17 protein-coding genes are annotated in these 14,921 nt (G+C 72.0%); 7 read left to right on the top strand and 10 right to left on the bottom strand.

Annotated features, from left to right (window positions below; all coding sequences use genetic code 11):
- Nucleotides 1-297: 297 nt before the first annotated feature.
- The 6 genes from ABZ810_RS40035 to pcrA form a co-directional block, all read right to left on the bottom strand.
- Nucleotides 298-813: an NUDIX domain-containing protein gene (locus tag ABZ810_RS40035; protein WP_358412129.1), complete on the bottom strand. Its 516-nt coding sequence runs from the start codon at nt 811-813 to the stop codon at nt 298-300.
- A 128-nt stretch (nt 814-941) separates the two neighbouring features.
- Nucleotides 942-1,757 carry a hypothetical protein gene (locus ABZ810_RS40030; protein ID WP_358412128.1) on the bottom strand — a complete coding sequence of 272 codons (816 nt, stop codon included), beginning with the start codon at nt 1,755-1,757 and terminating at the stop codon, nt 942-944.
- 87 nt (nt 1,758-1,844) lie between these two features.
- A complete protein-coding gene (locus ABZ810_RS40025) occupies nt 1,845-2,429 on the bottom strand; it encodes a hypothetical protein (RefSeq protein WP_358412127.1) in 585 nt (194 codons plus the stop codon).
- Nucleotides 2,430-2,556: 127 nt separating this feature from the next.
- Complete coding sequence (locus tag ABZ810_RS40020) at nt 2,557-2,940, bottom strand: RidA family protein (protein WP_358412126.1); 384 nt, start codon at nt 2,938-2,940, stop codon at nt 2,557-2,559.
- Nucleotides 2,941-2,981: 41 nt separating this feature from the next.
- Nucleotides 2,982-3,218, bottom strand: coding sequence for a hypothetical protein (locus tag ABZ810_RS40015; protein WP_358412125.1), 237 nt, complete (start codon nt 3,216-3,218; stop codon nt 2,982-2,984).
- A 108-nt stretch (nt 3,219-3,326) separates the two neighbouring features.
- A complete protein-coding gene (gene pcrA, locus ABZ810_RS40010; RefSeq protein WP_358412124.1) occupies nt 3,327-5,591 on the bottom strand; it encodes a DNA helicase PcrA in 2,265 nt (754 codons plus the stop codon).
- Between the two features lie 275 nt (nt 5,592-5,866).
- Between pcrA and ABZ810_RS40005 the strand changes: the two genes are divergently transcribed.
- Complete coding sequence (locus tag ABZ810_RS40005) at nt 5,867-7,345, top strand: hypothetical protein (protein ID WP_358412123.1); 1,479 nt, start codon at nt 5,867-5,869, stop codon at nt 7,343-7,345.
- Nucleotides 7,346-7,460: 115 nt separating this feature from the next.
- A complete protein-coding gene (locus ABZ810_RS40000) occupies nt 7,461-7,811 on the top strand; it encodes a protealysin inhibitor emfourin (protein ID WP_358412122.1) in 351 nt (116 codons plus the stop codon).
- 55 nt (nt 7,812-7,866) lie between these two features.
- Here the strand turns inward: ABZ810_RS40000 and ABZ810_RS39995 are convergent, their stop codons facing one another.
- From ABZ810_RS39995 to dhaK, 3 genes are read right to left on the bottom strand one after another with little or no spacing between them, the layout of a single operon-like run.
- Complete coding sequence (locus ABZ810_RS39995; protein WP_358412121.1) at nt 7,867-8,247, bottom strand: phosphoenolpyruvate--protein phosphotransferase; 381 nt, start codon at nt 8,245-8,247, stop codon at nt 7,867-7,869.
- A 1-nt stretch (nt 8,248) separates the two neighbouring features.
- The gene (gene dhaL, locus ABZ810_RS39990; RefSeq protein WP_358412120.1) at nt 8,249-8,875 is read right to left on the bottom strand and encodes a dihydroxyacetone kinase subunit DhaL; all 627 of its coding nucleotides are present in this window, start codon (nt 8,873-8,875) and stop codon (nt 8,249-8,251) included.
- Complete coding sequence (gene dhaK, locus ABZ810_RS39985) at nt 8,872-9,867, bottom strand: dihydroxyacetone kinase subunit DhaK (RefSeq protein WP_358412119.1); 996 nt, start codon at nt 9,865-9,867, stop codon at nt 8,872-8,874. The genes dhaL and dhaK overlap by 4 nt, the downstream gene beginning before the upstream one ends.
- A 172-nt stretch (nt 9,868-10,039) precedes the next feature.
- Between dhaK and ABZ810_RS39980 the strand changes: the two genes are divergently transcribed.
- The 3 genes from ABZ810_RS39980 to ABZ810_RS39970 all read left to right on the top strand — a co-directional run bounded on the left by ABZ810_RS39980 (nt 10,040) and on the right by ABZ810_RS39970 (nt 12,278).
- The gene (locus ABZ810_RS39980; RefSeq protein WP_358412139.1) at nt 10,040-10,723 is read left to right on the top strand and encodes a PIG-L deacetylase family protein; all 684 of its coding nucleotides are present in this window, start codon (nt 10,040-10,042) and stop codon (nt 10,721-10,723) included.
- 53 nt (nt 10,724-10,776) lie between these two features.
- Complete coding sequence (locus ABZ810_RS39975) at nt 10,777-11,724, top strand: nucleoside hydrolase (RefSeq protein ID WP_358412118.1); 948 nt, start codon at nt 10,777-10,779, stop codon at nt 11,722-11,724.
- A gap of 101 nt (nt 11,725-11,825) precedes the next feature.
- Entirely contained in the window at nt 11,826-12,278 is a 453-nt protein-coding gene (locus tag ABZ810_RS39970) for an SRPBCC family protein (protein WP_358412117.1), read from the top strand.
- Nucleotides 12,279-12,418: 140 nt separating this feature from the next.
- Here the strand turns inward: ABZ810_RS39970 and ABZ810_RS39965 are convergent, their stop codons facing one another.
- Nucleotides 12,419-13,036: an AAA family ATPase gene (locus ABZ810_RS39965; RefSeq protein WP_358412116.1), complete on the bottom strand. Its 618-nt coding sequence runs from the start codon at nt 13,034-13,036 to the stop codon at nt 12,419-12,421.
- 128 nt (nt 13,037-13,164) lie between these two features.
- Here ABZ810_RS39965 and ABZ810_RS39960 point away from each other — a divergent pair, with 128 nt between their 5' ends.
- Nucleotides 13,165-14,079 carry a serine hydrolase gene (locus ABZ810_RS39960; protein WP_358412115.1) on the top strand — a complete coding sequence of 305 codons (915 nt, stop codon included), beginning with the start codon at nt 13,165-13,167 and terminating at the stop codon, nt 14,077-14,079.
- A gap of 139 nt (nt 14,080-14,218) precedes the next feature.
- Entirely contained in the window at nt 14,219-14,920 is a 702-nt protein-coding gene (locus ABZ810_RS39955; RefSeq protein ID WP_358412114.1) for a helix-turn-helix transcriptional regulator, read from the top strand.
- The last annotated feature ends 1 nt before the right edge of the window (nt 14,921 follow it).

Here is a 14,921-nt window from a genome sequence, read left to right as displayed (position 1 = left end):
GGGCCTCTCGTGCGCGGGGCCTCTCGTGCGCGGGGCCTCTCGTGCGCGGGGCCTCTCGTGCGCGGGGCCTCTCGTGCGCGGGGCCTCTCGTGCGCGGGGCCTCTCGTGCGCGTGCCTCCCGTGCGCGCTCCGCGCGTGCTCGATGCGCGTGCTCGATGCGCGTGCTCGATGCGCGTGCTCGATGCGCGTGCTCGATGCGCGTGCTCGATGCGCGTGCTCAGGACTGCGTGCCTGCGTGCGTCGCGCTGGCAGCCAGCGACCAGCCACACGGCGCACCCTCGCCCTTGAATCGATCATCTAGGCGACAAGGAGACCCTCGGCCCGGCGCAGGGTCTCGCGGAGGTTGGCCTCGGTGGTCGGCTTGTGGGCCTCGGGGAACGTGAGCCAGCGGAGGGGCGCGTCCGGCTTCTCGGGACGGACCTCGTCCGGAGTGTTCGTCGCCAGAACGAAGCGCAGGTCGGCGTGCTCGTGGGCGGGCTCGCGCGGGGACTCGGGCACCGGAACGATCACCAGGTGGAGCGGCTCGGCGGAGAGCGGGCGCAGGTCGGTGAGGCCGGTCTCCTCCTCGCCCTCGCGCAGCGCGATCTTCAGCGGGTCGGTCTCGCCGGGGTCGGCGTGGCCGCCCACCTGAAGCCAGGCCTGGATGTGCGTGTGCCAGCGCAGGAGAACGCGACGCGACGGCGGGTGGACGATCAGCGCGGACGCGGTGAGGTGGAGCGGCGTGCCCCGATCCCACGGGTCAGGGCCGCCGAGGACGGCCTCGACCCGCGCGACGTCCGCCGCCTCGGTCGAGCTTCGCGGCTCGGGCAACATCAGCGCGATTCCTCCTGCACGAACGAGACCGTCTCTCCCAGAGATCATGCAGGGTATCGACGTCTCCATGGCGACGAGGGCACTTGTCACTTTGTCGACACGCCCCGCTGCGGGCGCCCGGGTGCGTGTCAGGTTTCCGGTCGGACGTACTTCAGGAACCAGTGTCCGCGGACGTGGTCAGCCTGAGAGAAGAAGGGGTGATCCGGATCGGTCATCTGGCGGAACAGGAACTCCGTCGCCGTGCACTCGAAACGGCTTCCCGCGCCGAGACTGTCGATGGCGTAGAGGGGCCACCGGTCGGGGTCGCGCCCTTCGGTGATCCAGAAGAACCACTCCTGGTGTTCGTTGTTCGACCAGGGAAGCAGCGAGCCCGGGGCAGGGAAGGGCGGGTGCTCGTCGTCCAGCGAACTCCCGTCATCGGCGTTCAGGATCAGCTCGTCCGGATCGAAGACGCGAAAGAACAGGTCGAACATGCCGTCGCAGCCGAACGTCTCGACGAGCCGCTTGTAGTCGCTCGGGACGGGCACCCCCAAGCGTGACTCGATCGCGGTCCAGTCGGGTGCGGGCACCGGTGACGGTGCGCCGCCGGTGATCGCGACCAGGCGTTCCAGCCACGACGGCTCCGGCGGCAGTTCGTCCGGGCTCGGCAGGTTCCGCTCCGTGACGGCCATGAGCGGCCGCCCGGAGGGGGCCCGTCCGAGCAGGACCATCCGCCGGAATCGCACCCAGGCGTGTGTCCAGTCACCGAAGGGCAGATCGGGGATGTCCGCCCATGAAGCCCCGTTCCGCCGGCTGAACGTCCTCACCAGGCTGTCCAGGTCCGTGGTCTCGGAGATCGCCAGGCAGGCGTGCCCGTCCGGGTGCCCGGCCTCGTCACAGGTCAGGTCGACGTCGAAGGCCGACATGAGCCTGTGGGCGTCCGCCACCAGCTGCTCATCGTTCATGGAGCACAGCCCAGGACACACGGACGGAGCGGGATACCGGCGCTGGACCTCGGTCCGGCCTCCCGCCACAGGCGCCGGCGACCGCGGCTACTCATGCCGGTCGTAACTGGCGGCGGTGGACGGCTGGAAGTCGGGCTGCCGGGGCTCCGGGTCGTCCTCGTCCTCCTCCTCGCCGGCGGGGAAGCCGAACTTCTCGTAGTCGCCGATGAGCAGTGCGTAGATCACGTCGGCGAGACCACAGGTCAGCGGTGGGCCCTGGTCGTTGTACCGGGGCCAGAAGATCAGCGGCCAGGACTCCGGGTCCTCGCCCTCGGTCAGCCAGCCCAGACAGTCGCCGTGCGCGGTATCGGCCACCGGCAGGAAGCCGCCCGGCTCCGGCCACACCGCAAGGGGAAACTCCCCTTCGTCATCATCTTCGCGCAGCTGGCGGTACCCGTCGCGGGCCCTCGCGGAGAACCTCGGCATGCCGTGCCGTCCCGACCGCCCCGGCGGGCGGAACCGCAGCCAGCCCGCCCACATCCCGGCGCCGTACTGGTCGATCAGATCCACGTATTCGCTCGGCAGCCGGGTGCCCACCTCCGCGAAGATCGCTTCCCAGCCGCGTTCGCCGACGTAGGGGGACTCGGGTGGTGGGACGAAGTTCAGGAGGGTGCTCAGCGCCGGATTTCCCATGACGGCGATTATGGCGATCACCCACGACGACGGGTCGGGGGAAGCCGGTCCGTGGCGACAAAACGCCACGGCACCGGGCGTCCGGGGCCTGCGCCGGGCGGGGACGGCCGGGCGTTCAGGGCGGGGGTCAGGCGGCGGCGATGACCTCGATCTCCACCAGCCAGTCGGGGGTGAGGGTCTCGGCGACGATGGCGGTGGTGGGGACGACCCGGCCGCCGAGCGCCTTGAGGCGGGCGTTCATGTTGGCCTCGGCGTACGAGGCGTCGCGCAGGTAGCTGGTGACGCGGACGATGTTGTCCACGGTCATGCCCGCGGAGGCGAGGATCGTGCGGAGGTTGGACCAGATCAGGTCCAGCTGCTCGTCGAGGGTGGGGGCCGGGGTGCCGGTGGGGTCGAGGCCCATCGTTCCGGCGACGTAGACGGTGCGCTCCGCGTTGCGTACCTCGATGGCGTGCGCCCAGTCGGTGGCGGGATAGATGCCTTCGGACGGGTTGTGGACGGAGATCTCCATGGTCGGATCGTGGCAGCCGGACGGGCGGCGGCGCATCCGAATTACGCGGCGCCCAGCCAGAGCTCGATCTCGTGCCAGAGGTCGGAGAGCGAGTAGCCGTAGTGGCGCGCGGCGACCAGGCCCACGGCGACGACGGTCATGAGGATCATCAGTTGCAGGATGCCGCCCCCGTTGGGGTCGTCGCCGCGACGGCGGCGGTCGGCGTCGTCCTGGGCCCAGCGGTCCACGAAGGCCCGGTGTTGCTCCTGGTGCCAGCTGCGTTCGTGGGCAGGTCTCATCGATGTGCTCCCGGGGAGGTGGACGTCTCCTAGTGAGACGCCTGAGCCCCGAGACAGGTTCACACGCTGAGTTAAGAGTTGATTACGGAGCGGATTTATCGGGCGAATCTAGAGCTTTTCGACCGGGGCGTAGCGCAGAACGAGGCGCTTGACGCCGTACTCGCCGCCGAAGTCGATGCTGGCGGCGGCCTTGTCGCCGGCGCCGTCGACGGTGACGACGGTGCCGAGGCCGAACGAGTCGTGCGTGACCTTGTCGCCGGGCGACAGGCTCGGGACGACGCGGTTGCCCGGCGAACGCACGCCGGGACGTGCCGCCATGCGGGCCATCGCCGGGGTGCTGGACGTCGAGGACGCCTCGCGCTCCCAGTCGACCAGGTTGGACGGGACCTCGCCCAGGAAGCGGGAGGGCGGGTTGACCTGCGGCGCACCCCACGAGCTGCGCATCGTCGCGCGCGACACGTAGAGGCGCTGGCGGGCCCGGGTGATGCCGACGTAGGCGAGCCGGCGCTCCTCTTCGAGCTCCTTGGGGTTGCTCATCGCGCGCAGGTGCGGGAAGACGCCGTCCTCCATGCCCGTCAGGAAGACGACCGGGAACTCCAGTCCCTTGGCGGTGTGCAGGGTCATCAGGGTCACGACGCCCTGGTCGGTCTCGTCGGGCTGCTCGCCGGGCGGGATCGGGGCGCTCTTGGCGCCGCCGGGGATCGAGTCGGCGTCGGCGACGAGCGCGACCTGCTCGAGGAATTCGACCAGCTTGCCCTCGGCCGACTCGCCTTCGAGGCGTTCCTCGAACTCGCGGGCGACGGCCTCGAACTCCTGGAGGTTTTCGATGCGGGTCTCGTCCTGCGGGTCCTTGGACGCCTGGAGCTCGGCCAGGTAGCCGCTCTTGAGGAGGATCTGCTCGACCAGCTCGCCCGGGGTCGCGGTCTCGGCGGCGGCCGCCAGCTCGTCCAGGAGCGTCACGAACTCGCGGACGGCGTTGATCGAGCGGGTGGCCATGCCGGGCACGTCCTCGGGCCTGCGGAGGGCCTGCCAGAACGAGATGCGCTCGCGGGCGGCGTACGCCTCGACGCAGGCCTCGGCACGGTCGCCGATGCCGCGCTTGGGCACGTTGAGGATGCGCCGCAGCGACACGGTGTCTTCGGGGTTGCCGAGCACGCGCAGGTACGCGAGCAGGTCGCGGACCTCCTTGCGCTCGTAGAAGCGCACGCCGCCGACGACCTTGTAGGGCAGGCCGACGCGGATGAACACCTCTTCGAACACACGCGACTGGGCGTTGGTGCGGTAGAAGATCGCGACGTCGCCGGGCCGGGCGTCGCCGTTGTCGGTGAGCTTGTCGACCTCGTGCGCGACGAACGCGGCCTCGTCGTGCTCGTTGTCGGCGACATAGCCGATGATCTTGTGTCCCTCGCCCTGGTCGGACCAGAGCTTCTTGGGCTTGCGGTCGGCGTTGCGCTCGATCACCGCGTTGGCCGCCGTCAGGATCGTCTGCGTGGAGCGGTAGTTCTGCTCCAGCAGGATCGTGGTGGCCTCCGGGTAGTCGCGCTCGAACTCCAGGATGTTGCGGATGGTCGCACCGCGGAACGCGTAGATCGACTGGTCGGCGTCACCGACCACGCAGAGCTCGGCGGCGCCGATGCCCTCGACCGGCGCGGTCAGCTCGCGCACCAGCTCGTACTGCGCGTGGTTGGTGTCCTGGTATTCGTCGACCAGGACGTGCCGGAACCGCCGCCGGTAGTGCTCGGCGGCCTCGGGGAAGACCTGGAGCAGGTTGACCGTCAGCATGATCAGGTCGTCGAAGTCCATCGCGCCGGCCTGCATCAGGCGCGCCTGGTACATCTCGTAGGCCTCGGCGAGCGTCTGCTCCATGTGCGTGGAGGCGCGCGCCTTGTAGGACTCGTAGTCGATGAGCTCGTTCTTGAGGTTGCTCACCTGCGTCGAGAACGACCGGGGCGGGTAACGCTTGGGGTCCAGGTCGAGCTCGCGGCAGACCAGCGCCATCAGCCGCTGCGCGTCGGCCTGGTCGTAGATCGAGAACGAGGACGGGAAGCCGAGCCGCTTGGCCTCGCGGCGCAGGATGCGCACGCACGCCGAGTGGAAGGTCATCACCCACATCGCGCGGGAACGCGGGCCGACCAGGGCGTCGACGCGCTCCTTCATCTCGGCCGCGGCCTTGTTGGTGAAGGTGATCGCCAGGATCTGGCCGGGGTGCACGTCACGCTCGCCCAGCAGGTGGGCGATGCGGTGGCTGAGCACCCGGGTCTTGCCCGAGCCTGCACCGGCGACGATCAGCAGGGGGCCGCCGGCGTGCACGACGGCGGCGCGCTGCTGCGGGTTGAGGCCCTCGAGAAGGGGGTGCGCATCGGTCTTCGACATCACGAGCGAGTCTAGAGCCAGGGACCGACAAACACGTCCCGCACGCCCGACACGCACCGCGACGAGAGATCACCAGTCCGAAACCGGAGATAGGGTCGCCGGGCCCTTTTCCAGGCCTTGACTGACCTCCCTGACAGGCGGAGCGTAATCCGCAGAGGGCGGCGCGTACGCTGGCCCGGACCCCCACCATTTCGTGGCTTCGGCCTGCCATGTCCGCCCCGGATCGCGCTGGGCCAGCCGGGGCCCACGCCGAGTGACGGGAAGGTGGAACAAGGATGATCCACCCGCAGGAGACACAACGCCAGCAGGAAGCGCAGCGACGCGCTCAGGAGCTCGAGGTGCCCGAGGCGCGGATCGAGATGATCCCGCCCCAGCTGCGCATCGAGGGTGCGGCGATGCCCGCCGCCCCACAGCCGGTCCCGCGTCCGGTGCCGATCCCGGTGCCGGTCGTGACCGGCCATCGCGCTCTGATCTACAAGCAGGACCCGTCGGTCACCCAGCTCGGCGTGCGCGCGGTCTTCATCCCGACCGTCGTGCTGAACGGGCCCACGGACGCCCGCGTCACGACGCTGCTCCAGGGCACGACACCGGTGGCGCGCAACGTCAACGGCGACTTCATCTTCACCCCCAACACCCCCGAGTTCGACTGCGCGCACAGCTTCGCGGTCGTCCGGGCGACGCTGGCCATGTGGGAACGCCACAACGGCGGCAACCCCATCCCGTTCGCCTGGAACGTGGGCGGCAACACCGAGCGCATCACCGTGCACCCGCGCGCGGGCGTCGGCGCCAACGCCTTCTACAGCCGCACCGCCAAGGTGCTGAAGTTCCTGCACTTCGTGCCGCAGGGCCCGCCGTCGCGCCCCGAGGTCTTCACCTGCCGCTCGTTCGACATCGCCGCGCACGAGATGGGCCACGCGGTGCTGGACGGGCTCAAGCCGGGCTGGCTCGGCGCCGGCAACCCGCCGCAGACCGGCGGCATCCACGAGGCGTTCGGCGACCTCACCGCGATCTTCCTCGCGCTGGCCCAGCCGGACCAGGCGGAGGCGCTGATCGCGCTCACCCGCGCCAACCTGCACGACAAGTCGTTCCTGCCCGCGATGGCCGAGGAGTTCGGCGCCGCGCTGGGCAAGGACTTCGGCCTGCGCAACGCCGACAACGACCTCAAGCTGAGCCAGGTCAGCAACGAGGTGCACGCGGTCTCGCAGGTGTTCACCGGCGCGATCTACGACGTGCTGGCCGACATCTTCGCGTTCGAGCGCAACCGGCAGCGCAAGACCAAGGACCCGGCGATGGTGCTCATCGAGGTCGCGCACAAGCTCGCCAAGCTGCTGTTCGACGGCATCGTCGCGGCCCCCGCCACCGGCGCCACGTTCGTGGACGTCGCCAACAAGATGTTGCAGATCTCCGGCAGCCAGGGCGACCCGGCCAACTACCGGACGTTCATCCGCAACCGCTTCGCCGTCCGTGAGATCACCACCGTGTCGACGCCGCTCACCGACCTGATGAGCGGCCGGCTCAACATGACCGACGCCGACTACACCGGCGACGGCCAGGACGTCACCGAGGTGTCCATGCACGACGAGCACTCGGCGAGCCTGCGCGCCGAGCAGGACCGTTCGCGGTGCTGCGGCACCATGCAGATGCCCGAATTCCAGGCCATCGACGCCGAGAAGCTCAACCAGCGGGGCTCGCTCGACAACGACGACATCCTGCGGGAGGAACTGGACGAGCTGCGCCGGGCCTTCAACAAGTAGGCGGGCCGGCGGAAAACGTCCAAAAGATCTCTCCGGATTCCGGTCGTCGTGTCCAATGGCGGGCACGACGACCGGAGGGCCCGGCATCGGCGCCGGCCCCGGGAGGCGATGACAGATGCAGGTCAAGATCGAGAGCACCGGCGGTTTCGCGGGCGACCAGGTCATGGTCGCGATGTACGACACCGCCGACCTGTCCGAGCCAGAGGCCAAGAAGATCCGGCACGCGGTGGAGTCGCTCTCCGTCGCCGAGGAGGCCGCCCGGCCCGGCGAGATCGGCGCGGACCTGCCCGCCTACCGCATCACGGTGGACGGCCCGGACGGCGAGCACCGGGTCTTCGACGTCGAGGGCGAGCACCCACCGGCCCTCGACGAGCCCCTGACCATCCTCCTGCGAGGCCCCCAGGAGCCCGCCGCCCCGCCCCAAGGCGGCCGGCCCCCCAAGCCCCCAAGCCCCTCCGGCCTCTGACGACGGCGCGGGCCTGGGCGGCTTGGGTCCCCTGAGGCGGGCGAGCGCCCGCCGGTCAGGTTTTGCGGTGGTCGCGGGCCGACTCGGCGGCGGCCACCACGGCGTCCAGGGGGGCTCCGGTGGCGGCCATGGACGCCGCCGCGACCGCGCCCTCGACGAGCGGGGCGTCGGCCAGGACGGCGACGCCGTCGGCGTCCTCGACGTAGAGCTTGGCGCTGAGCACCGAGCTGCCGAGGTCGGCGAGCAGGACGACGCCGTCGCCGTCGTCGGCGGCCCGCGCCGCGCGTTCGACGAGGTCGAGGCTGGTGCCCAGCCCGCCGTCGGCGTCGCCCCCGGCGGTCTCGACCACCGCCTTGCCCACGCCCATGGTCCGGGCGACCTCGGCGGCCCCCTCGGCGAGCGTCCGGCTGTGCGAGATGATCACGATCCCGACCACGTCAGGCCCTCCCCTCGGCGACGTCGGCCAGCGCGGCCAGGATGAGCGCGGTGGACGCCGCGCCCGGGTCGAGGTGGCCCACGCTGCGCGGCCCCAGGTAGCTCGCCCGGCCCTTGCGCGCCTGCATCGGCACGGTCGCGTCGGCGCCCTCGCGGCCCGCCTCGGCCGCCGCCCGCGCGCAGTCGGCCAGTCCATTCCCGCCGGCCAGCGCCTCGTCGTACGCCCGGACGGCCGGAGCGAGGGCGTCCACCATCGTCTTGTCGCCCTCGGCCGCCTGCCCCAGCTCCTGAACGCCCTCCAGGGCTGCGCGCAGCGCGGCGCCGAGCAGGGCTGCGTCGATGTCGTCGGCGTCGCCGCAGGCCTTGCCCGCGCGGCGCAGCGCCGTCCCGTAGAGGGGCCCGGACGCGCCGCCGGTCTTGGACACGATCGCCCGCCCGGCCGCGATGAGGACTTTGCCCGGCGGGCCGCCGGCGGGCAGCGCGCCGACGGCGGCGGCGAAACCGCGGCTCAGGTTGAGGCCGTGGTCGCCGTCGCCGATCGCCGCGTCCAGCCGGGTCAGCCGCTCGGCCTCCGTGGTGACCGACGCGGCCGCCCGGCGGACGAACTCCGCGATCTCGGGCCCGTTCACCGGCCCCACCGGAGGGCCGGGGTCTCGACCGGGGCGTCCCACAGGCGGGTCAGCTCCGGGGTGAGCCGGCACACCGAGATCATGCAGCCGGCCATCTCCAGGCTGGTCACGTACGGCCCGACCAGCGTGCGGGCGACGATCGCGCCGTGGTCGGCCAGCCAGCCCGCGGCCGCCCCGTACGCCACGTACTGCTCGATCAGCGGGGTGCCGCCCATGCCGTTCATGAGCACCAGCACCTCGGCGCCGGACAGCGGCATGTCGGCGGTGATCGCCGACAGCGCGGCGTCGACGATCTCGGCCGCGGTCATGGCCTTGGCGCGTTCCCGGCCGGGCTCGCCGTGGATGCCGATGCCGAGCTCGATCTCGTCCTCGCCCAGCTCGAACGTGGGCTCGCCCGCCGCGGGCACCGTGCACGGCGACAGCGCCACACCGAACGAGCGGCTGCGCTCGTTGACCTCGCGGGCGACGGCTGCGACCTCGGCCAGCGAGCCGCCCTCCTCCGCGCGGGCCCCTGCGATCTTCTCCACGAACAGCGTGGCGCCGGTGCCGCGCCGTCCCGCGGTGAACGTGCTGTCCTCGACGGCGACGTCGTCGTCGACCAGGACCGACGCCACCTCGATGTCCTCGTCGTCGGCCAGTTCGGCGGCCATGCGGAAGTTGAGGACGTCACCGGTGTAGTTCTTCACCAGATGGACCACGCCGGCGCCGCCGCTCACCGCCGTGGTCGCGGCGAGGATCTGGTCGGGCACCGGCGAGGTGAAGACCTCTCCCGGCGCCGCCGCGTCGAGCATCCCGTACCCGACGAAACCGCCGTGCAGGGGTTCGTGCCCGGAGCCGCCGCCCGACACCAGGCCCACCTTCCCGGCACGCGGCGCGTCCCCGCGCACGATGATCCGGGTCTCGGGATCGACTCGCAGGGACGGATGCGCCGCGGCCAGGCCGCTCAGCGCGTCGGCGACGACGTCAGCTGGGGCGTTGATGAGTTTGCGCATGCCTCTGCTCTACCCCGGCCCGGACGCCCGTCCCAGGCCCAATCCGCCCGATCGGCTCGATACCGAACCCGATCGGCTCGATACGGAATCCGCCTTATACGAATCGTCGGCGGCTCCGCTTATTGTTGAAATCGTGACTACAGATGGAGACGTACGGCGCGTTCTCGTGGTGATGGCGCACCCCGACGACGTCGACTTCGGTGTGGCCGGGACGATCGCGGGCTGGACGGAGCAGGGCGTCGAGGTCGCGTACCTCATGGTCACCGACGGCGACGCGGGCGGTTTCGACGACGGGATCACCCGCGCGGAGATGGCCGTGCTGCGCCGCGACGAGCAACGTTCGGCCGCCAAGTGCGTGGGCGTCGACGACGTGCGCTTCCTCGGCTACCCGGACGGCCGGGTGGAGGCCACGCTCGGCCTGCGCCGCGACATCGCCAGGGTGATCCGGCAGGTGCGGCCCGACCGGGTCGTGATGCCGAGCCCGGAGCGCGACTACGAGCGGATCTACCCGAGCCACCCCGACCACCGGGCGGTCGGCGCGGCGGCGCTCGACGCGGTCTACCCCGACGCGCGCAACCCGTACGCCTTCCCCGAGCTCCTGGAGGAGGGCCTGGAGGCCTGGACGGCCCGCGAGGTCTGGATCGTCGGCGGCCCCACCCTCAACCGCTACGTCGACATCACCGCCCACTTCGAGCGCAAGCTCGCCGCGCTCAGGTGCCACGCCACCCAGACCGCCCACATGGGCGAGGGCGAGCTCGAAGGCATGTTGCGCGGCTGGTTGTCGTCCAACGCGGCGGCCGGCGGGCTGCCCGAGGGTTCCCTCGCGGAATCCTTCCAGGTGGTCAATACCGCCTGATTTGCGGATAACCTCCTCCCGCGAACGATCACCCGCGGGAGAGGCGACCCCCCATGCCCAAGATCCTTCTCGACTGCGACACCGGCATCGACGACGCCATAACGCTCCTCTACCTGGCCTCCCTCGTCCGCGCCGGCGAGGCCGAGCTGGTCGCGGTGGGCACCGTGCACGGCAACATCGACCCCGAGTCCGGCGCCCTCAACACGCTGCGCGTCCTCGAGCTGGCCGGCGTCGAGGGCGTTCCGGTGGCGATCGGCGCGCATCGCCCGATGGCCCAGGACGTGCACTACGCGCTGGACTTCCACGGTCCGGACGGTCTCGGCGGCACCCATCCGCCCGCGCCGCGCGCCGTGCCCACCACCGAGACCGCCGCGGCGCAGATCGTCCGGCTGGCCCGCGAGCACCCCGGCGAGCTGACCCTGCTGGCGATCGGCCCGCTCACCAACCTCGGCACCGCGCTCCTCCAGGCCCCCGACCTGCCCGGCCTGATCCGAGAGGTCGTGGTCATGGGCGGCGCGTTCGACCACCCCGGCAACATCACCACGCACGCCGAGGCCAACATCTGGCACGACCCGGAGGCCGCCGAGCTGGTCTTCGCCGCCGACTGGCCGGTGGTGCTCGTCCCGCTGGACGCCACCCACCCGACCGCGGTGGAGGGCCCCTGGCTCGACCGGCTGGCCGCGCACGGCTCCGACCCCGCCCGGTTCGCCAGCCGCATCCTGGAGTTCTACGTCGACTCCTACGAGCCGATCCTCAAGCGCCGCGGCTGCGTCGTCCACGACGCGCTGGCCGCCATGGTCATCCCCGAGCCGGACCTGGGCCGGTACGTCGAACGGCCCGTCCGCGTCGAGCTGCGCGGCGAGCTCACCCGGGGCACCACCGTCTGGGACGCCCGCGCCCAGCCGCGGGCCGACGACCTCCGCCGCCCGGTCAAGGTCCTGGTGGGCAGCGACGTCGAACGGTTCCAGGAACGGCTGCTCGCGTCCGTTCTCGCCCTCTGACACCCGTTCTCGCCCTGTAACACCGCCCACATCCGGTCTGGTGGCTTGTCGCGGCGGTACCGACGTGGCTACGGTGCGGTGATCACGACCCGGGAGCGTCCATGCCGTACGAGATCGAAGCCACCGCCGTCTCCAGCGCGCCGCCCGAGGAGATCTTCAAGCATCTGGCCGTCGCCGAGGCGTGGAGCGAATGGGGCCGGTTCCCGTCCAAGGCGCGCCGCGAACGCGCGGGCACCGACACGCCCAACGGCGTCGGCGCGGTGCGCGCGATCGGGCCCGCCCGCGAGGAGGTCGTGGCGTACGACCCGCCGCGGCACTACGCCTACGTCGCGACCGCGGGGCTGCCCGTCCGCGACTACCGCGCGGACGTCACGCTGGAGCCGCAGGGCTCGAACACCCTGATCCGCTGGAAGGCGAGCTTCGAGCCCAAGATCCCCGGCAGTGCCCCGGCCGTCCGGTTCGTCATCAACCGCCTGCTCACCTCGTTCTCCCGCCGGGTCGCCCGGCACTCCGAACGCTGCGAGCCCGGCTGCCCGGCCCGCCTCCCCGTCTGATCAGACCCCGAGCCCGCACGGCCCGCACGGCCGCCCGGCTCGGCCGCCACGTACGCCTTGTATGACCCGCTCGGCTCACTCGCCTCGTATGACCCGCCCGCCTCGTACGACTCGTGCGGCCCGCCCGCCTGGCTCGCTTCTTAAGGCCTGCCCGGCTCGTACGGCCCGCCCGGCTCGTACGGCCCGCCCAGCTCGCTCGGCTCGCTCGGCTCGTCTGGTCCGCCCGCATTGTGCGGCTCATACGGCTCGGCCTGGGCGAGGATCGTGTCCGCGGTCTCCGCGACGGTGAGGTCCGAGCTGTCCAGCCACAACCCGATCCGCGGGGTCTCCGAGCGCAGCACGCCGTCGAGGTCGTCCACCGTGAACGCGCCGTAGGCCCGCTTGGCCCGGCCCTCCTCGCGCGCCGCGACGGCGTCGGGCCGCGGCGCCAGGACGACCACGTACAGAGGCCTGGCCTGGATCCGTTCGATCGTCCACGGCAGGAACTCGCCGAGGATCACGTCCTGGAGCACCGCGGTGAACCCGGCCTCCGCGTAGGCGTCGGCGGCGGCCGCGGCCAGGCCGTGGCGCAGCCGCAACTGCGCGAGGGCCTCGTCCGACGGGTCCGCGCTCATGTCGGCGCGCCCGTTCACCACGAAACGGCGGAACGTGTCGCCCCGGACGTGCGCCGACCGCGGGAGCCGTTCGGCGAGCGCCTGCGCCACGGTCGACTTCCCGGCCGCCTGGATCCCGGTGATGAGGTAGATGCCCGCCGCCATCCGTCCATGATCTCAGCGCCCGGGGTCCCGCCGGCCACCGCCTGGCTTCGATCATGAGCCAGGGGGTACGCCGATGATCATGATCAGAGCGGCCGGGCGGTCGCTCGTCGCACGCTTCGGGGGGATCGATGCGACGAAGGCTGACCTGCCTCGCCCTGGCCGTGTCCGCGGCGGCCGGGTGCGGCGCCGCACCGGGCCCGGCGCCCGGCGCGGCGGCCCGGCAGCACCTGAGCGCGAACGGCCCGGCGCGGGCCACGCGACCGGCCGAGGCGCACAAGGCGCCGGCGTCGCCCGCGCGGCTCGAATCCGGGACGTTGCGCCGGGCGGTCGCGCGCTACCTTTCGGGGCGGCCGGGCCGTGCCGGGGTGATGGTCACCGACCTGCGGACGGGCCGGAACTTCGGGTACGGCGAGCGGCGCCGCTTCGTCACCGCGAGCGTCATGAAGGTGAACGTGCTCGCGGGTTTCCTCCTCCAGCGTCAGCGCGCCGGGAAGCGCCTCACCGCCGGCGACCGCGCGCTGGCCGCACGCATGATCCGGCACAGCGACAACACAGCCGCCGACGCCCTGTACGCGCGGGTCGGCCGCGGGCCCGGCCTCACCCGCCTCAACCGGGCCTTCGAGCTCCGCGACACCGAGCCGTACCCGACCCGGTGGGGCGCGTCCGGCACCTCGCCGGCCGACCAGGTGCGGCTGCTCCGCGCCCTCGCCACCGGCCCGAGCCCGCTGAACGCCGCGAACCGCCGCTACGCGCTCAAGCTGATGGAGTCGGTCGAGGCGAGCCAGGCGTGGGGCGTGAGCGCCGCCGCCCGCCGCGGCGAGAAGGTCGCGGTCAAGAACGGCTGGACGCCGCTGCGCCACCAGGGGTCGGGCTGGGCGGTCAACAGCGTCGGCCGCGTCCGGGGACGCCACCACGACTTCCTCGTCGCGGTCTGCGGCAACGGCAGCCCCGCGATGGCCACCGGCGTCACCACGGTCGAACGGCTCTCGTCGATGATCGTGACCGCCCTGCGCCGCGCCGGGGCGCCCGGAAAGAGCGACTAGGCGTCGTGGCACCCGGAAAAGGGCGGCTAGATGTAAAGGGCGGCTAGATGTAAAGGGCGGCTAGATGGAAAGGGCGGCCAGAAGTGTAAAGAGCGACTAGAAGCACTGCACAGGCGGTACACCTGGCTAGCCTGGGCGCGTGAGCGTCTGGAGCGGTGCCATCGCGGTGCGTCCGGGGTTGCTCGTCTACACCGGGGCGGTCGGCACCACGGGGCGGCACGCGCATCACTCCGTGCAGATCCTCATCGCGCGGCGGGGCGAGTTCGTCCTGGGCGACGCGGCGGGCGGTCGGCTCGGCTGCCGCGCCGCCGTCGTCCCGCCGGACGTCCCGCACGAGGTCCTCGACGGCGTGGCCGACGCGCTGATGGTGCACCTGGACCCCGAGTCGGCGCAGGGCCGCGAGCTCGCGTCGCGGCCGGCGCCGCACGACGCGGTGGCGGGCTGGGAACGCGCCGGTGCGACGCTCGGCCCGGCCGAGGACATGCTCGGGCTGCTCCCGGCCAGGCGCGAGATCGAGGTGCGCCACCCGGCCGTCGCGCGCACGCTGCGGAGGCTGCCCGGCAGGCTCGAAGGCCCGCCGATCCGGCTGGCCGACCTGGCCCGCGAGGTGAACCTCTCCGAGAGCCGCCTGTCCCACCTCTTCCGCGAGGAGGTCGGTCTGCCGATCAGGCCGTACGTGCAGTGGCTGCGGCTGCAACGCGCGGCCGAGCTCGTCATGTCCGGCGCCTCGGTGACCGAGGCCGCCCACGGCGCGGGCTTCGCCGATGGCGCGCACCTCAGCCGCATCTGCAAGCGGATGTTCGGCATCACCCCGTCGGAGTTCGTCCCCGCGCCGGACTGAC

The sequence above is a fragment of the Spirillospora sp. NPDC047279 genome (assembly GCF_040643285.1).
Classification (GTDB): Bacteria; Actinomycetota; Actinomycetes; order Streptosporangiales; family Streptosporangiaceae; genus Spirillospora.
This window is presented reverse-complemented; position numbering and strand designations above follow the sequence as displayed.